The 21654-nt window shown below is 56.0% G+C and carries 22 protein-coding genes; 8 read left to right on the top strand and 14 right to left on the bottom strand.

Features of this window, described 5'->3' with window-relative positions; all coding sequences use genetic code 11:
* Positions 1 to 22: 22 nt before the first annotated feature.
* The 8 genes from FHW17_RS02375 to ltnD form a co-directional block, all read right to left on the bottom strand.
* The gene (locus tag FHW17_RS02375) at positions 23 to 1825 is read right to left on the bottom strand and encodes an IlvD/Edd family dehydratase (RefSeq protein WP_182509138.1); all 1803 of its coding nucleotides are present in this window, start codon (positions 1823 to 1825) and stop codon (positions 23 to 25) included.
* Between the two features lie 29 nt (positions 1826 to 1854).
* Complete coding sequence (locus FHW17_RS02370) at positions 1855 to 2754, bottom strand: carbohydrate ABC transporter permease (protein WP_182509137.1); 900 nt, start codon at positions 2752 to 2754, stop codon at positions 1855 to 1857.
* Between the two features lie 15 nt (positions 2755 to 2769).
* The gene (locus FHW17_RS02365) at positions 2770 to 3702 is read right to left on the bottom strand and encodes a sugar ABC transporter permease (RefSeq protein ID WP_182509136.1); all 933 of its coding nucleotides are present in this window, start codon (positions 3700 to 3702) and stop codon (positions 2770 to 2772) included.
* Positions 3703 to 3755: 53 nt separating this feature from the next.
* The gene (locus FHW17_RS02360; RefSeq protein WP_112522639.1) at positions 3756 to 5069 is read right to left on the bottom strand and encodes an ABC transporter substrate-binding protein; all 1314 of its coding nucleotides are present in this window, start codon (positions 5067 to 5069) and stop codon (positions 3756 to 3758) included.
* Between the two features lie 119 nt (positions 5070 to 5188).
* Entirely contained in the window at positions 5189 to 6253 is a 1065-nt protein-coding gene (ugpC, locus tag FHW17_RS02355) for a sn-glycerol-3-phosphate ABC transporter ATP-binding protein UgpC (RefSeq protein ID WP_113095222.1), read from the bottom strand.
* A 60-nt stretch (positions 6254 to 6313) separates the two neighbouring features.
* Complete coding sequence (locus FHW17_RS02350; RefSeq protein ID WP_182509135.1) at positions 6314 to 7090, bottom strand: SDR family oxidoreductase; 777 nt, start codon at positions 7088 to 7090, stop codon at positions 6314 to 6316.
* Positions 7087 to 8070: a D-erythronate dehydrogenase gene (denD, locus tag FHW17_RS02345; protein ID WP_182509134.1), complete on the bottom strand. Its 984-nt coding sequence runs from the start codon at positions 8068 to 8070 to the stop codon at positions 7087 to 7089. Before denD ends, FHW17_RS02350 begins: the two co-directional genes overlap by 4 nt.
* A gap of 43 nt (positions 8071 to 8113) precedes the next feature.
* A complete protein-coding gene (gene ltnD / locus FHW17_RS02340; RefSeq protein ID WP_182509133.1) occupies positions 8114 to 9046 on the bottom strand; it encodes an L-threonate dehydrogenase in 933 nt (310 codons plus the stop codon).
* 146 nt (positions 9047 to 9192) lie between these two features.
* On the opposite strand from ltnD, the gene FHW17_RS02335 reads away from it, so the two are divergent.
* Both FHW17_RS02335 and otnC read left to right on the top strand, forming a co-directional pair.
* Positions 9193 to 10218: a LacI family DNA-binding transcriptional regulator gene (locus FHW17_RS02335; protein WP_112522634.1), complete on the top strand. Its 1026-nt coding sequence runs from the start codon at positions 9193 to 9195 to the stop codon at positions 10216 to 10218.
* Positions 10215 to 10856, top strand: a complete 642-nt coding sequence (otnC, locus tag FHW17_RS02330) for a 3-oxo-tetronate 4-phosphate decarboxylase (protein ID WP_182509132.1) — start codon at positions 10215 to 10217, stop codon at positions 10854 to 10856. Before FHW17_RS02335 ends, otnC begins: the two co-directional genes overlap by 4 nt.
* On the opposite strand, the gene FHW17_RS02325 is transcribed toward otnC, so the two are convergent.
* A complete protein-coding gene (locus tag FHW17_RS02325) occupies positions 10843 to 11733 on the bottom strand; it encodes a DMT family transporter (protein ID WP_112522632.1) in 891 nt (296 codons plus the stop codon). The genes otnC and FHW17_RS02325 overlap by 14 nt on opposite strands.
* A gap of 86 nt (positions 11734 to 11819) precedes the next feature.
* A complete protein-coding gene (locus FHW17_RS02320) occupies positions 11820 to 12632 on the bottom strand; it encodes an AraC family transcriptional regulator (RefSeq protein ID WP_112522631.1) in 813 nt (270 codons plus the stop codon).
* Between the two features lie 131 nt (positions 12633 to 12763).
* On the opposite strand from FHW17_RS02320, the gene FHW17_RS02315 reads away from it, so the two are divergent.
* Positions 12764 to 13837 carry an FAD-binding oxidoreductase gene (locus tag FHW17_RS02315; RefSeq protein WP_112522630.1) on the top strand — a complete coding sequence of 358 codons (1074 nt, stop codon included), beginning with the start codon at positions 12764 to 12766 and terminating at the stop codon, positions 13835 to 13837.
* A gap of 5 nt (positions 13838 to 13842) precedes the next feature.
* Here the strand turns inward: FHW17_RS02315 and FHW17_RS02310 are convergent, their stop codons facing one another.
* Together FHW17_RS02310 and FHW17_RS02305 are read right to left on the bottom strand one after the other, a co-directional pair.
* Positions 13843 to 14133 carry a DUF1330 domain-containing protein gene (locus FHW17_RS02310; RefSeq protein ID WP_112522629.1) on the bottom strand — a complete coding sequence of 97 codons (291 nt, stop codon included), beginning with the start codon at positions 14131 to 14133 and terminating at the stop codon, positions 13843 to 13845.
* Between the two features lie 17 nt (positions 14134 to 14150).
* Positions 14151 to 14963, bottom strand: coding sequence for an SDR family oxidoreductase (locus FHW17_RS02305; protein ID WP_112522628.1), 813 nt, complete (start codon positions 14961 to 14963; stop codon positions 14151 to 14153).
* A 102-nt stretch (positions 14964 to 15065) separates the two neighbouring features.
* On the opposite strand from FHW17_RS02305, the gene FHW17_RS02300 reads away from it, so the two are divergent.
* Positions 15066 to 15941, top strand: a complete 876-nt coding sequence (locus FHW17_RS02300) for a LysR family transcriptional regulator (RefSeq protein WP_112522627.1) — start codon at positions 15066 to 15068, stop codon at positions 15939 to 15941.
* Between the two features lie 7 nt (positions 15942 to 15948).
* Here FHW17_RS02300 and FHW17_RS02295 read toward each other — a convergent pair whose 3' ends face one another.
* Entirely contained in the window at positions 15949 to 16434 is a 486-nt protein-coding gene (locus FHW17_RS02295; RefSeq protein ID WP_112522626.1) for a DUF523 domain-containing protein, read from the bottom strand.
* A gap of 356 nt (positions 16435 to 16790) precedes the next feature.
* On the opposite strand from FHW17_RS02295, the gene FHW17_RS02290 reads away from it, so the two are divergent.
* Positions 16791 to 17303 carry a DUF992 domain-containing protein gene (locus tag FHW17_RS02290; RefSeq protein WP_112523075.1) on the top strand — a complete coding sequence of 171 codons (513 nt, stop codon included), beginning with the start codon at positions 16791 to 16793 and terminating at the stop codon, positions 17301 to 17303.
* 48 nt (positions 17304 to 17351) lie between these two features.
* Here the strand turns inward: FHW17_RS02290 and FHW17_RS02285 are convergent, their stop codons facing one another.
* Positions 17352 to 17774 (bottom strand): DoxX family protein, encoded by a 423-nt coding sequence (locus FHW17_RS02285; protein WP_182509131.1) that lies wholly within the window; start codon positions 17772 to 17774, stop codon positions 17352 to 17354.
* Positions 17775 to 18055: 281 nt separating this feature from the next.
* Between FHW17_RS02285 and FHW17_RS02280 the strand changes: the two genes are divergently transcribed.
* The 3 genes from FHW17_RS02280 to FHW17_RS02270 all read left to right on the top strand — a co-directional run bounded on the left by FHW17_RS02280 (position 18056) and on the right by FHW17_RS02270 (position 21647).
* On the top strand, positions 18056 to 18820 hold the full coding sequence (locus FHW17_RS02280) for a DeoR/GlpR family DNA-binding transcription regulator (RefSeq protein ID WP_091879083.1): 765 nt from the start codon (positions 18056 to 18058) through the stop codon (positions 18818 to 18820).
* Between the two features lie 128 nt (positions 18821 to 18948).
* Positions 18949 to 20478 (top strand): glycerol-3-phosphate dehydrogenase, encoded by a 1530-nt coding sequence (gene glpD, locus FHW17_RS02275; protein WP_182509130.1) that lies wholly within the window; start codon positions 18949 to 18951, stop codon positions 20476 to 20478.
* 86 nt (positions 20479 to 20564) lie between these two features.
* Positions 20565 to 21647, top strand: a complete 1083-nt coding sequence (locus FHW17_RS02270; protein WP_112522624.1) for an ABC transporter ATP-binding protein — start codon at positions 20565 to 20567, stop codon at positions 21645 to 21647.
* The last annotated feature ends 7 nt before the right edge of the window (positions 21648 to 21654 follow it).

The raw sequence follows: 21654 nt of genomic DNA, 5'->3' as shown, positions 1-21654 counted from the left end.
GGTTCCTCCCGAATATCTGGCGTCAGTGGTTGTCGCGCGGCAATCCCTTGGTCTGGGCTATGCGCTGGTAATTGACGGCGGGTTTCAGCACCATGCCCTGCGCCAGCTGGTCGACCATGCTGCGCTGGATTTCCTGCCACGGTGTCTGGCTGGCTGGATATTTGTATCCACCCGCTGCCAACAGATCCTCTTTGCGCTTCTGCAATTCCTCGTCATCGATAAGAATATTGGCTGTGCCCTTCCTCAAATCGATGCGCAGATGATCGCCGGAACGCACCAGCGCCAGACCGCCATTAACAGCTGCTTCGGGTGAAGCATTGAGAATGGACGGCGAGCCCGATGTGCCGGATTGGCGTCCATCACCAAGACATGGCAACGCATGGATGCCTTTCTTGAGCAGGTAGCCCGGAGGCTGCATATTGACGACCTCAGCCGCGCCGGGATAACCAATTGGACCGGTACCGCGCATAATCAGGATGCTGTGCTCATCAAGACCAAGCTTCGGGTCATCGATTCGTGCATGATAATCTTCCGGACCCTCGAACACTTCGGCGATACCCTCAAACGCTTCCGGGTCATCAGGGTTGGAGAGATAACGTTCGCGGAATTCATCTGAAATCACGCTGGTTTTCATAATGGCGCTATCGAAGAGATTACCCTTGAGGTTGATGAATCCGGCCTTCTTCTTCAATGGTGTCCCGTAAGGACGGATGACATCAGTGTTGAGGTTTTCGACGCCCTCGCAATTGGTATCGATACTTTTGCCATTGACCGTAAGTGCCGATGGGTGCGGCAACCGTTTCGCTTTCAGCAGTTCCGCCACGACAGCAGGAACGCCGCCCGCGCGGTGGTAATCTTCACCCAGATATTCACCCGCCGGTTGCAGATTGACCAAGAGTGGCACGTCGTGACCAATGGCCTGCCAATCATCATTGTCGAGTGCAATATCGAGGTGGCGGGCAATGGCATTCAAATGGATCGGCGCATTGGTCGACCCACCGATAGCCGAATTGATGACAATGGCATTTTCGAAGGCTTCGCGCGTCATGATATCGGAAGGTTTCAGGTCTTCGCGCACCATCTCGACGATGCGTTTGCCGGTATCATAGGAAATCTGGCCACGCTCACGATAGGGCGCTGGAATTGCCGCACCGCCGGGTAGTTCCATACCGAGTGCCTCTGCCAGCGAATTCATCGTGGTTGCCGTGCCCATGGTGTTGCAATAGCCGACTGATGGGGCGGAGGATGCAACGATATCCATGAACTCATCATAATTGATTTCGCCCGATGTCAGCTTTTCGCGCGACTTCCAGACGATTGTACCGGAGCCGGTGCGCTCGCCGCGATGCCAGCCATTCAGCATCGGGCCGACAGATAGCGCGATGGCCGGAATATTGACCGTCGCAGCGCCCATGAGCATGGCAGGGGTTGTCTTGTCACAACCGATGGTGAGCACCACACCATCCAGCGGATAACCGAAAAGCACTTCCACCAGTCCGAGATAGGCAAGGTTACGATCAAGCGCCGCACCGGGACGTTTGCCGGTTTCCTGAATGGGATGCACCGGAAACTCGAAGGGAATGCCGCCAGCAGCGATAATCCCGTCGCGCACCCGCTTCGCCAGTTCGATGTGATGGCGGTTGCACGGAGAAAGATCAGAGCCGGTCTGCGCGATGCCGATGATCGGCTTGCCCGACTGCAATTCTTCACGGGTCAGGCCATAATTGAGATAGCGTTCAAGATAGAGCGCCGTCATCCCCGGATTATCAGGATTGTCGAACCATTCCTGCGAGCGAAGCTTTTTCGGGGTTTTGGTGGTCGTCATAATGTACTCCTGGATGGGGTAAACCCCAATTACTCTTTGACCGCTCCGGTCATTGAGGACACGTAATAATCGACAAAGAATGAGTAGAGGATCACGACGGGCAGCGAGCCAAACAGCGCACCTGCCATCAGCGAACCCCACTCGAAAACGTCTCCTCGTACCAGTTCCGTCAGGACACCGACCGGAACAGTCTTGTTCTCCGAGGACTGGATAAAGGTCAGCGCATAGATGAACTCATTCCACGATAAAGTGAAGGCGAAAATACCCGCAGAGATCAGTCCCGGTACTGCCAGCGGCAATATGACCCTGACGAGGATTTGCCAGCGCGACGCGCCATCGACGAGCGCGCTTTCTTCCAGTTCGAACGGGATTGAGCGGAAGTAGCCCATCAGCAGCCATGTGCAGAACGGGATGAGGAATGTCGGGTAGGTAAAGATCAGCGCGAGCTTGCTGTCATAGATACCGAACTTGAAGACGATCACAGCGAGCGGAATGAACAGGATCGAAGGCGGTACGAGATAGGCAAGGAAGATCAGAAGTCCGACGGAACGCGACCCCTTGAAACGGATGCGCTCGATCGCATAGGCGGCGAAAACAGAGGCTGCGAGCGACAGGACTGTAGCGCAGACCGACACGACAAGCGTGTTCCACAGCCAGCCGGGATAGGAGGTCTCGAACAGCAGATATTTGATATGGTCGAGCGTTGGACCCACCACCCAGAATGGGCTGTAATTGTTATAGTCGGTTAGCTGTGAATTCGGCTTCACTGCCGTAATTGCCATCCAATAGAATGGGAAGAGCAGGACAATGATGAAGACGGCCAGCGGCAGGTAAAGCACGACGATCCGCCGCGGCAACCTGTTGAGATAGCTCATGCCCTGTGCATCATCGGTCAGGGTCTGTATGTTTGTCTGTTCGGAAATGCTCATGATCATTCTCCCCTATCAATCCTGTCCGCCCTGTTGCCATTTCCGGCGCTGAAGGCCGAAGAACGAGAACAGGATTGAGGCAAGGAGGAACGGGATCATGGCGACGGCAATCGCAGCGCCTTCACCGAGTTGCCCGCCGGGAATGCCGCGCTGGAATGAAAGCGTGGCCATGAGGTGGGTCGCATTAACAGGCCCGCCCTTGGTCAGCACATAGATCAGCTGGAAATCGGTGAAGGTGAAGAGAACCGAGAAGGTCATCACTACGGCGATAATCGGGGTGAGCATTGGCAACGTTATAAAGCGGAAGCGCTGCCAGCCGGTTGCACCATCGAGCGAGGCTGCCTCATGCAATGATTGCGGTATGGTCTGAAGGCCCGCAAGCAGCGAGATGGCGACGAAGGGAATACCGCGCCAGACATTGGCGGCAATCACCGAAGCGCGTGCATTGTTCGGATCGCCGAGGAAATTGATGGGCGTATCGATCAGGCCGAGTTTGATCAGCGACCAGGAAAGGATTGAAAACTGCGCATCATAGATCCACCAGAAGGCGAGCGCCGATAGCACGGTTGGTACAACCCAGGGCAGGAGAATAATGGCGCGAAAGAACGATTTGAATGGCAGGTTCTCATTGAGGATCAACGCCAACCATAAGCCCAGCCCAAATTTCAAGACAGAGGCGATGAAGGTATAGAGAACCGTATTATAGACGGCCATCCAGAAAACGGAATCGCTGGCGAGTGCCTGATAGTTTTCAAGGCCAATGAAGACGCCGTCCCGCCCGATCTTGGCATCGGTGAAACCGAGCCAGACACCAAGCCCGAGCGGGTAGGTCAAAAAGCACAGCAGGAAGACAGCAGCCGGCAGGAGGAACATGAAACCAAGAAAGGTGTTGTTCCGGGTAAGGGCGACAAGCGCCGAAGGTTTTGTTGTCGCCGTCATGAAGAGCACCCCGCCTTCACGTTAAATCCTGTGATCATCATCCTGCCGGTCTCCACCTCTGGCTAAACGTTGTAGTAACGGTTGGCGCGTTTTTCGGCTTGGGCGATGGCATCTTCAGGTGTCATCTGTCCCGTCACCGCGGTGGCATACATGTCAACAAGCACATAGTCGGCCATCACGCCTGCTGAGGCTGTTCCAAGCGGTCCGGCATAGCCGTTTGGCCGTAGGCTTCCTGAAGCCTTGGCATAGGCTTCATGGATAGGGTTGGATTTCCAGACGGGGTTGGCGGCAAATTCCTTCAACGGCTGGCAGCAATAGGCGCTGGCGCCCTCGATCCACGCATTCATATTATCAGCCTGATACATGAACTGCAGATAGGCCTTGGCTGCTTCCGGGAACTTTGTGTGTTTGAAGATGGAAAGCGTCGATGCCTGATGCAGTTCGACCGATTGGCCGATAGGTCCAATGGGCAGGTTGACCGAGCGCATATCCTCGGCAATGGCTGCCATGGATGGATCTTTCTTCGCCGCATAATAGACAGACACGCCATTAGCGGTCAGCGAGACTTGCCCGGCGAGGAAAGCGCGGTTGTTGTTGACGTCCTGCCAGCTTTCCGTGCCGGGAATGAACGTCTTGTAGAGTTCCTGTGCATATTTGACCGAAGCGAGCGTTTCAGGACTGTTGATGACAACCTTGCCACTTTCGTCGACCATCTTGCCGCCATGGCTCCAGAGCAGCCAATGTGCATAATTGTTGCCATCACCAACAGCCTTGCCGTGCGGGAAACCTGCCGGTGTGCCCTTGGCGTGCAATGCCTTGCAAAGTTCAAGGAAGCCAGCCGTATCCTTTGGGAATTCACTGAAGCCAGCGGCCTTCATGTGGCTATCGCGATAAACGATGGCATTACCGATAGCGCAAAGCGGTAGGGCAATGAATTTGCCGTCGCGCTTGGCATAGCCCTCCAGGCCGGGATACCAGCCGCCATGCGCGCCGCCGAGATAGGTGCCAAGTTCGGTCACATCGACAAGCTTATCTGGATATTGATGCGGGTCGTCGAACCAGCTCATCACCATATCAGGACCGGAGCCCACATTGGCAGCAACAGCCGCTTTCGGCCGTACATCCTCCCAGCTTTCCTTATCGATGCGCACCTCAACGCCGGTGGCGTCGGAAAATTTCTTGGTATTGGCAAGCCAGGCAGCTTCTTCGGCAGGTACAAACGGTACCCAGCGGAGCAGACGCAGTTTAGCGCCGGCTTCGGGTTTGTAGGTGGGGGCAGCCTGCGCAAAGGCAGGGGTAAGACCGAACCGGTTCAATCCGGCTGCGGCCACTAGTCCGGCAGAAGCGCCGAGAAGATGTCGTCTATTGATGGTCATGGATGCTCCTCCTTTGGGTTTCACAAGCATGTCCGGAACGTCTCCCGCTTCCGGCTCATGCTCTTCGGGGGCTTTATGACTGGCACTGCTCCCCGATTGGCAGGTGCCGTTTGGTAGTTTCAGACCAGCCGCTTGCCGGTCTCTGCGTCGAAAAGATATGTGGCCTCCGCATGGATCGACAGGCCAACGGTTTCACCGGGCTTGGCATTGATGCGCTGGTGAAACACGCCGGTAATATCGTCACCGCCGATGCGCATGATCATCTGCGTTTCCGATCCTGTGGGCTCAATCACAACGACGTTTGCAGGAATTCCGCCTTCAACGATCGTCATATGCTCTGGCCGCAGACCATAGATCAACGCCCGGCCCTTGGCGCTTTCCGGTGCCTTGGCCACGGGCAGGACCACACCCTTTTCGGTGATGAATTTCTGTGTATCGTTGGCATCGAGCCTACCCTTGATCATGTTCATGGCGGGCGAGCCGATGAAGCTGGCGACAAACAGATTGGCCGGCTGGTCATAGAGTTCCAGCGGTGCGCCGATCTGTTCGACAATCCCGTCATGCATGACGACGATCTTGTCAGCCATGGTCATGGCTTCGATCTGGTCGTGGGTCACATACACAGTGGTTGTCTTTAACCGCTGGTGCAGTTCCTTGATCTCAGCCCGCATGGCGACACGCAATTTCGCATCGAGGTTGGAGAGCGGTTCGTCAAACAGAAACACCTGAGGGTCACGCACAATGGCGCGGCCCATGGCAACACGCTGGCGCTGACCACCTGATAACTGCCGGGGGAAGCGGTCGAGCAAATGAGTAAGCCCCAATATCTCCGCCGCCGGTTTCACGCGCTTGTCGATCTCAGCTTTGGAAGCCCCCTTTAATGTCAACGAGAAGGCCATATTGTCGGCAACGGTCATGTGCGGGTAGAGCGCATAATTCTGGAACACCATGGCAATGTCGCGCTCCTTCGGCGCAAGACCATTGACCACCTGACCGCCGATACGGATTTCACCGGCGGAAATGTTTTCAAGCCCCGCCAGCATGCGCAGAAGCGTGGACTTGCCGCAGCCCGATGGCCCAACCAGAATGACGAACTCGCCATCGGCGATCTCGATATCAACCCCCTTGATAACCGGATGCGTCCCGAATGATTTTCTTACATTGGCGAATTCGACTGATGCCATGCCAGTTCCTCCCTATTGTTTTATCGAACGGTGTTTCTCCCAAAACGCCGCCTTGAATTGCTATCCGCGCCCGACCAGCGGCATTTTTGTTGCCATGACTGTCAGCGACAGCACGTTGGCTTCCAGCGGCAGACCCGCCATGTAGACGACAGCATCGCCGATATAATGCGCAGGTATCGTCGGTTCGCTCGCGGTTTCCCCATTGGCCTGCAAAACACCGCCGGCCATTCGCGATGTCATTTCGGTTGTTGCATTGCCGATGTCGATCTGGCCGCAGGCAATGTCGAAGGGCCGCCCGTCCAGTGCCGTGGATTTGGTCAGGCCGGTTATGGCATGCTTCGTTGCCGTATAGGGTGCTGAATTCGGGCGCGGTGTCGTTGCGGAAATTGAACCATTATTGATGATGCGCCCGCCGCGCGGCGTCTGCGCCTTCATCAGTTTCAAAGCCTGTTGTGTACACAGGAATGCACCTGTCAGATTGGCGCCCAGAATGGCGTTCCACTGTTCGAACGTCACCTCTTCCATGGCAACATTCGGCACATTGATACCGGCATTGTTAATCAGCAGATCCAGCCGTCCAAAATCGGTCTTGATAGCGTCGAACAGCGCAGCCACGGAATTGGGGTCGCTCACGTCTGCCGCGATGGATTTGACGGTTCCCCTGGTTTCGCTGGTCAGCGTCCTTGCCGCCTCATCAAGCACCTCTTTGCGCCGACCGGTAATGACAACGGTCCAGCCAGCAGCGAGCAGCGCTGTTGAAATCGCCTTGCCAACGCCCGTACCGCCACCGGTGACGAGCGCGATCTTGCCTTTGCCTGAATCCTGATAATTGGTCATATGTTTCCGCCCAGTTCGTCTTCAATATGCGCCTTGATGATGTCGTCAAAAACCGTCTCAGCCTTGAAGCCGAGTGCTGCCGCGCGCCGCGTGTCGAAATCTGTTGCCCATCCCGCAACAATCTTCTGGATCGTGGGATCAGGTTCGCGCCGGATCAGTTTCACCGCCTTCTCGCCTGCCACACGCTTCAGGGCAGCAATCTCTTCACCGACCAAGGCTGACAGACCCGGCATGGAGAGGTTGCGGCGCGGCCCCACTTTTTCCAGATCAAGTGTTGCCGCATGCACAAAGAAACCGACAGCCGAGCGCGGGCTGGCGAACCAGTGCCGCACGTTTTCGTCTACGGGCAGAATTGCCTCTTGCCCCGCCAGTGGCTCGCGCAGAATGTTGGAGAAGAAACCCGATGCCGCCTTGTTGGGCTTGCCGGGGCGAATACAGATGGTCGGCAGGCGGATGCCGATACCGTCGAAAAAGCCTCGGCGGCTGTAATCGGACAGTAGCAGTTCGGAAATCGCCTTCTGCGTGCCGTAACTGGTGAGCGGAGTCGTGAAAAACTCATCGCCGATCTTGTCGGGAAACGGCGTGCCGAATACCGCGATCGACGAGGCAAAAACCACACGGGGACGATAGGCTGCCTTGGCACCTTCCAGCCGGATTGCCTCGAACAGTGAGCGCGTGCCATCCAGATTAACCTTGTAGCCCTTCTCGAAATCCGCTTCCGCTTCGCCGGAAACAATAGCGGCAAGGTGGAAGATCAGATCGGGGCGGCTGGTGATCAGCTGTTCCGCGACACCCGGATCAGAAAGGTCAGCGGCTTTGGATGTGGAAATGCTTGCCAGCCGGGCAGGTGCTGCCGGTTCGATCACATCAACGAGTGTCAGCTTGTCAATACCACCGCCAAGGATGCCATCTTCGGCCGCAATTCTATCAAGCAGTTTGCGGCCCACCATGCCAGCAGCGCCAATGACCAGTACATGCATATGCAATCAACCTCTTTGTCGTGCGGGCTTCAGCCCTCATTGTTCAAACAGCAGTGACGTCAGTCTGTTCGGGTGCTGGAGCCGGAAGCTCCAGTCCGGTAATGTTGGCGTAAAGCCGTGCCACGGATGCATCATCATCCCGCCCCATGCCCGATGCCGAAGTCATCAGGAATAATTGGAGAGCCGCGCTTGCCACCGGCAGCGGAAACTTCTGCTGGCGGCCAATATCCGAAACGATACCCAAATCCTTGGTGAAAATATCGACAGCGCTTTTTGGCGAATAATCCCCAGCGAGCACATGCGGAATGCGGTTCTCGAACATCCAGGAATTTCCTGCTGATTTCGAGATCACCTCGAACACTTTGCTGATGTCGAGATCGAGCCGCTTGGCAAAGGTAATTGCCTCGCAGGCGGCTGCGATATGCACACCGGCAAGCAACTGGTTGACGATCTTGAAGGAAGAGCCAATCCCGGCCTCATTGCCAAGTTCGTAGACAGTCTCGGCCATGGCGTCGAGCGCAGGGCGGGCGGCCAGAAACGCATCAGCGGAACCGGAGGCCATGACGGTCAGGCGGCCTTCACCGGCCTTTGCCGCTCCGCCGCTGATGGGCGCGTCGAGATAAAGCACCTGATGTTCGGCTGCTCGGGCAGCAAAATCCTTGGCGTCCGTGGGGGAAAGCGTTGCGGATGATATGATGACGCTGCCCGGTTTCAACGCATGGATTGCGCCGTTTTCCCCGAACAGGACAGTTTTTGTCTGCTCTGCATTGACGACAACCACCGCAACAATATCAGCACCCACTGCTGCAAGTGCGGGTGTTGCGGCGGTTTTTCCGCCAGCGGCGGCAAGCATCTGCAAGGAAGCCGGATTGACATCACAACCGACAACGATATGTCCGGCACGCAGCGCCGAGCGCGCCATGCCAAGGCCCATCGAGCCAAGACCTATCACTGCAATCCTTGCTGCTGAACTCAAGAACTATCCTCCCGATAGGTTCATTCGCTTGCCCTTTGATGGGCTTATGACAGCGCTAACATAAACTTATGCACACTCACTAGCATTCATCAAGTGATTTATGGTAGCGCTATCATTATTCTGCACAATCCCACCGGGATCATGACATGCCACGCAAACGCAACGCGCACCGGAACCCCGACACACCGACATTGGCGGATGTGGCGCGCCTTGCAGGTGTCAGCGACATCACCGCCTCGCGGGTGGTGCGCAGCAAGGGGCCAATAGCGGATACCACAAGGGCCCGGGTTCTCGCTGCCATTGCCGAACTTGGCTATATCCCGAATCGCGCTGCAGGCAGCCTCGCCTCGTCAGCTTCCACTCTGATGAGTGTGCTTCTGCCTTCCCTATCCAATATTGTATTTCCCGATGTGCTGCGCGGCATTCACACGGCTCTGACCGAGACGGCATTTCAGCCGGTCATTGGTGTTACCGATTATGACCCTATGATCGAAGAGCGCATTCTTCTTTCCTTTCTGGCGTGGCAACCGGCGGCGGTGATCCTTGCGGGTCTGCACCACACCGCGACAGCGCGGCGGCATCTGGAGCATGGACGTTTCCGCGTTGCCGAACTTATGGATATCGACGGCGATCCGGTCGATATTGCTGTGGGCATGTCGCATTGGCAGGCAGGCTATGACACCGGAAAGCATCTGGTACAACGTGGTTACAGGCGCTTTGGCTATGTGGGTCACACCATCGCCGGGGATGACCGCGCCCGCGCCCGTTATGATGGCCTGCGAGCAGCACTGAAAGACGCCGGTCTGTTGTTGATTGCCGAAGAGCGGGTTCTTGGACCAAGCTCGACCATGGCTGGCCGTCATCTGCTGGAAACAATTCTGCGCAAGGCAGCCGGTCTCGATGTGGTTGTATTTCCAAATGACGACATGGCTATGGGCGGCATCTTCCATTGCATCCATGCGGGTATCACACCAAAGGAGCAACTGGGCATTTTCGGCTTCAACGGCCTTGATATCGGGCAGGCGATGCCGATGCCATTGTCGACGATCCTTTCCAAACGCTTTCTGATCGGCAAGACTGCGGCGGAGAAACTTCTGGAAAGCCGCGAACGCCCGGCGGAAAAGACCATTATCAATACCGGCTATGACATCATAGAAGGAGCGACCGCATGACCGCGATCCTGTCCGAACAGACCAGACTGCGCGATGAGATTGTTTCGGTCGGCGCGTCTCTGTTCAATCGCGGCCTTACATCGGGTTCAACAGGGAATATCAGTGCTCGGCTTTCGAATGGCGAACTACTGATGACACCCACCAATGTTTCACTGGGAACGCTTGATCCGGCGCGGCTATCCCGCTTCACCGCGGAAGGCGTGCATGTCGATGGTGACAAGCCGACGAAGGAAGCTTTCCTGCATCGTTGCATGTATTGCGAACAGGCGCAGGCCAATGCGGTGGTGCATCTTCACTCCACCCATTCGGTGGCGGTCAGCATCCTTGCTCACCTTAATCCGAACGACGTATTGCCACCCCTGACTGCCTATTACGTCATGCGCGTCGGCGCCCTGCCTCTTGTTCCCTATTATCCACCCGGCGATGAGGCGCTGGCCCTTGCCGTCAGCGAACGAGCCAGAAAGCACCATGCGGTTCTTCTCGCCAACCACGGACCGGTTGTAGCGGGAAAGACGCTGCAGGATGCGCAATATGCCATTGAGGAACTGGAAGAGACGGCCAAGCTCTTCCTGCTTCTGCATGGCCATCGAATCCGCCCACTCACATCAGATCAGGTCGCCACGCTCAAACGGATTTGATGGTTTTCAAGGATTGCAAGCCAAGGCCCATAACCGCCAGAAGCACGCAGGCAATACCGATAATCTGGTTTCGGCTGACGGGCTCTGCGAGCAATATAACGGCGAAAAGTACAGCCGAGACAGGGGCCACGGCGGTAAAGAGGGAGGCTTCGGCACCGCTGACCCGCGCGGCGCCTGCATACCAGAGAAGAAAGCCGCCGACCGTCGGGACGATAGCATAATAGATCACCGCCCAGAATGAAGCGGCGCTCATGCCGACCGCCAAAGGCGTCTCGAAGACAGCTGGTACTGCGGCCACCGCCAGTCCAAGACCGGTCATCAGGGTTGATAGGGCCAGTGGTGGAATGGGTGTTCTGAGGCGTTTGTTGAGCAGGATGAACAGACCCTCGCAGATGACAGCGGCAAAGATCAGGGCATTACCAACAAGCGAATGCATTCCGCTTTCTCCCGGCCGGAAGGCGATGGAAACCACGCCTGCCGTGGCCAGAACAATCGCTATGAGGGTAAAGCGATGCGGCCGCTCACCCAGAATGAGAATGGCAATGGCAGCTGATACAACGGGCAATGTCCCGATAATCACGCCAGCATCCGTCGCCGATGTCAGTTTCAGGCCCGATATCAGGAGTGTTGTATAGCCGACGCTGCCCGCACCCGCCTGCAGCACAAGTAATATCCAGGCTCGCCGGTCAAGCTTCGGCCAACCCGTTCTGGTCATTCGCATGAGTATCAGGAACACGGGAAAGGCAACCGCAAACCGAAGCGCTGTCGCTGTGAATGGTGGTAATCCCACCGCGATGATCTTGCTGGCAATCACTGTGCTTCCGACCAGCACCATAGCCAGTGTCAGAAAAACATAACCTTGAACCTGTTTTGACATGTGCCGTCCTTCTCCATAGCGGGAAGGCGCACAAAATCCCATCGGGTGTGGTTCGTATTGAACGAAATTGCAGATTGTGAAATGGATCAGATCATCGCCGCGGCATAGGCACCGGGTGATATGCCGTATTTGCGCACGAAAGTTCGCGTCATATGGCTCTGGTCGGCAAAGCCGCTGGCAATGGCGGCTTGCGCGAGCGTCGATCCCCCTGCAATCATCCGGCGGGCAAGATCAATCCGGCGCTGCATCAGATAAGCGTGGGGCGTGAGGCCGGTAGCGCGGGTAAAGCCACGCAGCAGCTGAAAGCGGCTTAGACCAGCTTCTTTGGCTAGGTCAGCCAAAGTCACCGCGAGATCAGGCTGATCATCAATCATAGTCCGGGCGCGGCGAATGGCTTTGGGTATTGCCTGCTGCTGGACTGGATCATCCGCCTCACGAAATACGCCAGCCAATAAATTCAGCAGAAGTTCTTCGCGCAGAAGGGTGGATGCGATGGGGTGTTCATTGGTCATGGCGGCAAAAAGCCGTTCGAATGCATTTGCGAGGTAAGTGTTGCCGATGACTGGCCGGGGGAATTCGTCCGGTTTCGCGCCAGCCTCGTTCATCTCCTTGGCCGCATTGTTAATCACATGCGGGTCGAAGTAGAGCATCTTCCATGCGCGTCCGGCATCACCGATGGGCGCTCCATCATGCACTTCGCCGGGATTGACGGTGATGAGATCGCCAGAACCAGCCTCCACCATACCTCGGCCGCTATGGGATTTCTGCGCACCCTGATGGATGACACCAATGCCATACTGCTCGTGCGTGTGGCGCGGAAAACTATGCTTCGTTACAGCCGCAACGGCATCAACGCCTGCAACTTCACACCGCAATATCTGGAACTGTCCTTTCAGCATGGTGTTACATCTACCACCGGATTAGTCTGGTCACAAATTCCTGTGAGTCTTCAGTGGCATTCATCTGGAAATGATACCGTCGTCCAATCAGGCGCAGGCAGCTTCCCGGTCTTAGTGAAAGAAGAAAACGCGTGGCAAAACCAAAGAATGTAGTTGTGGTCGGTGCTGGAATTATCGGCGCCTCCATTGCCTGGCATCTGGCGCGGCAGGGTGCCGCCGTAACAGTTGTTGCCGAGAAAAGTGGCGGCGTTGCCACACCCGCATCCTTCGCATGGATCAATGCCAGCTGGGGTAATCCTGAATTCTATTTCCGTTTTCGTCGTTATGCGATGGAGGGATGGCAGCGTCTGGCGAAAGAACTGCCTGATATTGGGGTCAATTGGTGCGGCAGTATTTGCTGGGATATGTCGCTCGAGGACATGGAAACCTATACGACGCAGTATGGGCGCTGGGGTTACGGTATCCGGCGCATCAACGGCGACGATGTTGCAGCGCAGGAGCCCTATCTTTCTCAGGTGCCTGACATTGCCCTGCGCATTGCGGAAGAAGGTGTGGTCGAACCGGTCGCGGCGGCTCAACGCATGTTGGCGGGCGCGCAGGCACGTGGAGCGCGATTGCTTTATGGGGCAAATGCCGGAGCGCTTCTACAGGAAGGCAACAGAATTACCGGGGTCGCCACAACATTTGGCGCAATGCAAGCCGATCATGTGGTGCTTGCAGCGGGAGCAGGGGCTGCTGCGCTGGCAAAAACAGCGGGTGTCACGCTTCCCATCGAGACGCCGCCGGGTCTGATCGTGCATTCCAAACCCACGGAAAAACGGCTGAATGGCCTCGTCCTCGCGCCGGAACTGCATATGCGCCAGACGGCGGAAGGCCGGATCATCGCGGGTGCCGATTTCGGTGGGCGTGACCCCGGCGAAGACCCGCAGGCAGCGGCGGACGGCCTCTTTACCAAACTGAAAACAATGCTGAAGGGCGCTGATGATCTGGCGCTGGATTTTTTAACCGTCGGCTATCGGCCAACCCCAAAAGATGGGTTTCCAGTCATTGGCAAGGTTGAAACCCATGAGGGGCTTTCTGTTGCCGTCACGCATTCTGGCGTTACACTGGCTCCCGCTATTGGCTTGCTGCTGTCGAAGGAAATCCTGTCAGGCAAGCCGGAGGAAAGGCTCGCGCCTTTCCGGCTTTCGAGGTTTGCCGAATAAGCGCCTTACTTCGAGCCTTCTGTCAGAATGATGCGATAGTCAGCTCCTTGGAAGCGATGTTCACTGGCTGCCTGATAGGTGGGGCTGTGATACCACGCACTTGCCTCTGCATAGGTCGGAAATTCAAGGATCAGAACGCCTTCCGTATCAGGGCCCTCAAATACTTCATGACGGCCATTCGAGGCCCGAACGATTGCCGGATGATCCTGAAACGTCGGCGGCGTTAGCTTCTTATAACTCTCAAGATGAGCGGGACTCCGAGTTTTCTCGCGGGTAATGACGATATAGGCAACCATATTTTCTCTCCTTGGGTTCAGGCGGTGTGGTCACGGACGATGTCGTTGAGCCATGGGCGTAGGCCGCCAAGGTTAAAGCCTCCATCTACGAGAATGCTTTGTCCAGTTACAAACTTTGCATCTTGGGACAGCAGCCAGAGAACCGCATCAGCAACATCTTCAGGTTGCCCGATACGCTGCAAGGGCGTGTGTTTCAGGAAAGGGCGTATGGCACCTTCGCCGCGGATCGCTTTTTGTGCCATGGGAGTGTCAATCACTCCAGGGCTGACGTTGTTGATCCGGATGCCATCGATACCGACCTCCAAGGCAACGGTGCGCACCATCGAATCCAGAGCAGCCTTGCTTGCGGCATAAGCAGCAATGCCGGGCATTGAACCATGTGCAGTCCACGAAGATGTGTTGACGATAGCGCAGCCGCTGTGGGTTTGCATCGCGGCCAGTTCATATTTCACGCAGGCAAAGGCGCCGCGCAGATTGGTGTTCATCACGGTATCGAAGTTGGCGAGGTCGAAGTCACGCATATTGCCGAAGCCGCCGAGAACGCCGGCATTGTTCCACGCCAGATGCAAACTACCAAAGCTCGAGACGGTCTTCGATACCAGCGCCTCGACCTGTTCAGGGTCCGATATGTCAGTTGGAATGGCAAGAGCCGCCCCACCTTCACGGGTGATCTCGGTGGCAACAGCGTTCAACTCTTCAGGACGCCTACCTGCGATCACGACATTCGCTCCTTCCCGCCCGAGGCGAAGGGCCGCGGCTTTGCCCATGCCTGTTCCACCGCCAGTGATGATGACGGTGCGGTTATGAAAGCGTTGTTTTGCTTCGGTCATCGGTAAATCCCATGTTCGGTTATATGAGATTGTGTTGTAATCTATCAGTATGAGTTGATAAATTATGACATTATTCTTTCACTAAACAGCTGGAGTGTGGAATTGGACGACCTGAAAAGTATGGCTGTCTTTGCCCAGATTGTTGATTTGGGCAGTCTTTCCGCCGCTGCCGAGCGTGAGGGAATGTCTGCCACTATGGCAGGTAATCATCTGCGCGCACTTGAACTGCGCGTGGGTGCGAAGCTTCTCAATCGAACGACGCGCCGTCACAGCCTCACCGATATTGGCAAAACCTACTACGAACAGGTGCGGGTAATTCTCCACCTTGTGGCCCAAGCCAATGCAGGTGTGGAGGCGGCGCAGGCAACACCTCGTGGTCGCCTGCGTATCGCCGCACCTGTCTCGTTCGGCGCCGAACGTTTGACGCCTGCACTTGGCGAGTTTCTCACGCAATATCCCGAGATATCGGTTGATCTTGCCTTGAGCGATCGGACGGTTGATCTGATTGATGAAGGTTTTGATGCGGCTTTACGTATTGGCAATCTGGCCGACAGCACCCTGATTGCCCGCTCGTTGCAACCCTATCGCATGTGGGTGTGTGCCGCACCGTCCTATTTATCGAAACGAGGCACACCCGAACGACCGGAAGATTTAAAGCAGCATGATTGTCTCGTTTTCAGCTATGCGGGTCGGCAGTGGCGTCTGGGATTGGGCAATCATCCTGAGAAAACGGCGGTGCAGGGCCGCTTGGAGGTAAACAATGGTCAGGCCTTGCGTGTGGCTGCGTGTTCCGGGCTGGGCATTGTGATGCAGCCGGAAGTTCTGCTGGCCACTGATGTCAAAGAAGGAACGCTGGTGCGGCTCTTTTCCGATCACGATCTGCCAAGCCGCCCGATGAATTTGGTCTATCTGCGCGATCGCCAGATGCCTCCAAAACTACGATGCTTTATTGATTTTGTTGCGGAACGATTCGGCTGAAAGCTACCTAAGCGAGCTGAATAGCCAGCGCTTCAATCTCGGTGTCCGAGAAAACTTCGATCCCATTCGCGCGAAGCAGCGCTGCCGTTACACCCGTTCCCGGATGTTTCTTACCAGCGAAATTTCCATCGTAGATAAAACCGCTTCCACAGGACGGACTGCCGTCAATAAGCAATGCGAAACGGCAGTCATTCGCGCGTGCCAGCGCAAGAGCAGAGTGCGCTCCGGTAATATAGAGGTCGGTTACATCACGGCCATTGATATCGACCACGCGCGCGGTTCCGGACAAAACCTCATCTCCGGTTTCACCCTCTCCGATCTCGGCGGGAGGGCGGGGAATACTGAAACCGGCGGCAAGTTCGGGACATGTCGACACCACGCGGCCTTCTGCCAGCCATTGCGCCAGTAACGGGTGAGCCAATGTCTTGGCAGACCCGTTGTAGCGGACAGGGCGTCCAAGCAGGCAGGCACTGACAAGGATTTTGGCTGTCATTTCCGTTCCGTATCCGGCTTTGTTCCGTATCCATCACTGGCGTTAATTTGATCCCGTGCTCAATACGCCAATGCGACCGGTGCAGCAAGTTCATGCCGCTGATAGTGTATTCATTGCATGATCAAGCCGCCGTCAGATGGCACCTGTTCTACGTGCCTTTCCGGATTTTCATCCGCAGCAGGCGATGAGCGTTCAAGCGTTGCTCTTCAAATAATACATTCCGGGGGGCACTCCCAGTTCGAGACTGGACGCTCCCATGCGCCCATTTTCCGGAACCAATCAAGCCGGCACACGTTTCTTTGCAGGCTTCGACGGCAATTTCCAAGAGCCGGGCCGCAACCAAACAAGGACATATCATGAAAAAACTGATTCTGATGGCCGCTGCCATTTCGATGGCTTTTGGCGCAACCGCTTACGCGGCGCCTCATCACAAAAGCAAACAGCAGGCTCATGCCGCGAGCGGCCCCAAGACGCGTCTCGGTACCCTGTCCTGCGCGGTTGATGGCGGCGTCGGAATGCTCATTGGTTCAAGCAAAGCGGTGCAGTGCAAGTTCACGCGGACCAACGGTTCCGTTGATCGATATACCGGGCGTATTGGCAAGCTGGGTGTGGATATCGGCATCACCAAGAAATCCTATCTGCAGTGGATTGTTTATACAGCCGCCGGTAATCGGGCAGGTGATGGCGCCCTTGCGGGCAATTACGTTGGTGTGACGGCTGGTGCCTCCATCGGCGTTGGATTGGGCGCTAATGCGCTTGTTGGCGGAACATCGAAGAATTTTGGTCTGCAACCTTTCAGCGCCGAAGCGACCCAAGGCCTTAACGTTGCCGCCGGTGCAACGCAATTGTCGCTGCGTTCTACCCGCTAATACCAGCTTTCTGACCGCCGGTTTCCGGCGGTCAGAACACAATAGTCTTTAATCATCCATTCCGCGGAATGGAATGAGGGCACGAACGCGTGGATCGCGCAGATAGAGCCCGCCCCAGACCATGAGGCCGAGATACACGCCGAACAGCAAATGGCTGAACAGCGGATTACCAACCCGAAGCTGGGTGGCAATGGCCCCGCCAAGATAACCAGTCAGCAAGATGGCACCAAGAATTGAGGTGCGCGGGATGGCGTAAAGCACCGTGCAGATCATCAGCAGAATACCAAGCCCGCGCCCCATGGCTACGGTATCGGGATAGCCCAGCTCCGCCAAAGATTTGAGCACGATATCGAGTGGCACCAGTTTGATGCCAAAGTCGAAAATCAGAAATGCGATAACAAGGCCACTGAGAATCCAGCCTCCCCATAATGTCTTGTTCGAGATCACTGTTGCCTGTCCGGTCGTTTCCATAATCATGTCCCCTGTAAATCCGGCACCCCTTGTGCCTGAAGATTGTTCCTAGGACGAACCGGAATCGCCGATACCGACACAGTTGTCGGAAATTTTTTTGCCTGCCGTTTGCACGTTGAGAATCAAGCCCCACCGCAAAGCGCAAGAATTGCCGCCAGCGGTTGACGTCCAAGACCATTCAAATATCCGGTATTTAAGCCAGCTTCGTTTTTCGCTGATTGACTTATGTTCATTTTCGTTTTCGTATAGCGTGCAGAAAAACGAAAATGAAAGCCGCTTCCATGTTCCTGCCGCCCAGACATGCCGAAATTCTGGAAATGGCCAAAGAACATGGCCGCGTGCTGGTGGACGATCTGGCCGTTCATTTCAACGTTACGCCCCAGACTATCCGTAAGGATCTGAATGATCTGTGTGATCAGCGGCTTCTAAGCCGCATCCATGGGGGTGCGCTGTTTCCTTCGGGCATTCAGAATCTTGAATATGAGGCGCGTCGTCTGATTGCAGCCAGCGAGAAAGAAGCCATTGGCCGTGCCGCCGCTGCGCTTATTCCTGATAATGCGTCGCTGTTCGTTAATATCGGGACGACGACCGAGGCCGTGGGGCAGGCATTGCTGGATCGCAAAGGCCTGATGGTTATTACGAATAATATCAATGTCGCCAATCGGTTACGTGTCTACCCAGATATTGAGGTGGTCATCGCGGGCGGGGTTGTGCGTGGGTCCGATGGGGGTATTGTCGGTGAGGCGGCAGTGGATTTTATCCGCCAGTTCAAAGTGGATTTCGCTGTCATTGGCACGTCGGCAATCGATCATGACGGCGCGCTGCTCGATTTCGATTTCCGCGAGGTCAAGGTGGCGCAGGCGATCATGGCCAACGCCCGGCATGTGATTCTGGTTTCTGATTCCACCAAATTCGAGCGGACAGCGCCGGTTCGTATGGGGCATCTGTCGCAGGTCAACACCTTCATCACAGACCGATGCGAAAGCGAGGCCATCCGCGCTATTTGTGCGGAAGCGGATGTCAGGCTGATCGAAACTTCGGTCTGATCTGCCTCTTGTGTGATCAGGTGATGCGCGTTATAGTTCCTTTTAGTTTCGTATTGCTTTCGTAATTAATCCATATCTCTTTCGCAATTGCGAGGAAATGGTGCGTTGCGAAATGGGGAGCATGGGCATTGGCAACGGACAAGATCTACGACGTCTTCGTGATCGGCGGTGGCATCAATGGATGCGGCATTGCCCGGGATGCGGTTGGCCGTGGCTATTCCGTTTTCCTCGCAGAGATGAATGATCTGGCCAGTGGCACGTCATCCGGTTCCACCAAGCTTATCCATGGCGGTCTGCGCTATCTCGAATATTACGAGTTCCGGCTGGTGCGTGAATCATTGATGGAGCGCGAAGTGCTATGGGCTGCCGCGCCGCATATCATCTGGCCGATGCGCTTTGTCCTGCCGCACCATGCGGGCCTGCGCCCGGCCTGGCTGCTTCGTCTGGGCCTGTTCCTTTACGATCATATTGGCGGCCGCAAGAAACTGCCTGCGACCCGCACCCTTGACATGACCCGCGATCCGGCAGCCAAGCCACTGAAGTCACTTTATACCAAGGCTTTTGAATATTCCGATTGCTGGGTCAATGATGCGCGCTTTGTTGCGCTGAATGCCCGTGATGCTGCCGATCGCGGTGCTGTCATTCATACACGTTCGAAGGTTATATCAGCCCATCGTGACGCTAATAGCTGGACCCTGACTGTGCAGGACATGCTGACGGGTGCGACCGAAGAGGTCCGCTCGCGCCTTGTTGTCAATGCAGCTGGCCCTTGGGTTGACGAAGTTTTGACCGGTGTCGTCGGTATCAATAATGCCCATAATGTCCGTCTTGTTCAGGGCAGCCACATCGTCGTGCGCAAGAAGTTTGATGATCCCCGCGCCTATTTCTTTCAGAACACCGATGGCCGTATCATTTTTGCCATTCCCTATGAGCAGGATTTCACGCTCATCGGCACGACGGATCAGGACTATCATGGCAATCCGGCCGAGGTGAAAATCACCGATGCCGAGATTGATTATCTCTGCGCTGCCGCCAGCGAATATTTCGTCGAGCCGGTGAAGCGCGACGATGTGGTCTGGACCTATTCCGGCGTGCGCCCGCTCTATGATGACGGTGCATCGAAGGCACAGGAAGCCACCCGCGATTATGTTTTGAAAACGGATGCGCCAGACGGCAAGGCACCGCTTCTCAATATATTCGGCGGCAAGATCACCACATATCGCCGATTGTCCGAACACATGCTGGAAAAGATTGAAGAGCAGCTCGGCAAGAAGGGCAAGCCCTGGACGGCCACCGGAACGCTTCCGGGCGGTGATTTCCCGGCAACTGCATTCGACGCCGAATTGCAGAAGCTGAAGGCGGATTATCCGTTTCTTGATGCGCGTCATGCCCGTCGCTTGTTCCGCCTTTATGGCACGAAGGCGCGCGTTCTTCTGGGCAAAGCGACATCATTGGCTGATCTTGGACAGCTTTTCGGTGCGGATCTGTACGAGGCCGAAGTGCGCCACCAGATCGCGCATGAATGGGCTGTCACCGCACAGGATGTGTTGTGGCGTCGGACGAAAATGGGATTGCATCTTTCCGCCGATGAGGCAGCTGCGCTCGACCGTTTCATGGACGGTGCAGTTGATCGGCGGAGCAGGGTGGCGGCTGAATAGATGTTGTGCCGCTCCGGCGGCGTAGCAGATAATTGCGAAGGGCGGGACAAACAGGCTGGAGGCCTTTTGTCCCAGGGAGGACTGAGATGCTGGAATTGCGGAATGTGTCCAAGGTGGTGGGTGGCAAGACCCATCTCGACAATATTTCGCTTGAGCTGCAACACGCCACGCTGAATGTTCTGCTGGGACCGACCCTATCAGGGAAAACCAGCCTCATGCGTATTATGGCCGGTCTTGATGTTCCAACATCAGGCTCCATCTGGTTCGATGGCAAGGATGTCACCGGCGTTCCCGTGCAAAAGCGCTCCGTCGCCATGGTCTATCAGCAGTTCATCAATTATCCGGCCTTCACCGTTTATGAGAACATTGCTTCGCCCATGCGCGTTGCCGGTGTCGACAAGGCAACGATTGACCGCGAAGTGCGCAAGGCTGCCGAACTTCTCAAGCTGACACCCTATCTCGACCGCACGCCGCTTAGCCTTTCCGGTGGTCAGCAGCAGCGCACCGCATTGGCTCGCGCCATCGTCAAAAATGCCAAGCTTGTGCTGCTTGATGAGCCGCTTGCCAATCTTGATTACAAGCTGCGCGAAGAGTTGCGGCAGGAACTGCCGAAGATTTTTGCCGAAGCGGGTACGATCTTTGTCTATGCAACCACGGAGCCGCATGAGGCACTGCTTCTCGGTGGTAACACGGCGACCCTTTCGGAAGGCCGTATCACCCAGTTTGGACCGACAATCGATGTGTTCCGCAAGCCGGATGATCTGATCACCGCACAGACCTTTGCCGATCCGCCGCTCAACACGATTGCTCTTGCCAAGATCGGCAAGGCCTTCCAGCTGGAAGGCGGCGTGGCCATGCCGGTTCCGTCCAATCTCGGCGAGATTGCCGATGGCACCTATACGGTTGGGTTCCAGCCGCATCATGTGGGAACCAGTCGGCGCAATGCCGATGAAATTGCGCTGAAGGCCATCGTCACCGCGACGGAGATCACCGGTTCTGAGAGCTTTGTTCACCTGTCCTTTGCCGATGCACGCTGGACCATGCTGACACACGGCATCCACATCTACACACCCGATGAAGTCATCGATATCTTCATCGATCCGCGCAACCTGATGATCTTCGACGCGAATGGGCAATCCGTTACCCGTCGCCAGAAGCTCGCGGCATAGGGGAAAA

Source organism: Phyllobacterium sp. P30BS-XVII (assembly GCF_014138335.1).
GTDB classification, from domain to species: Bacteria; Pseudomonadota; Alphaproteobacteria; order Rhizobiales; family Rhizobiaceae; genus Phyllobacterium; species Phyllobacterium meliloti.
The sequence above is the reverse complement of the archived record's forward strand: the minus strand, read 5'-3'. Positions and strand labels throughout refer to the sequence as shown.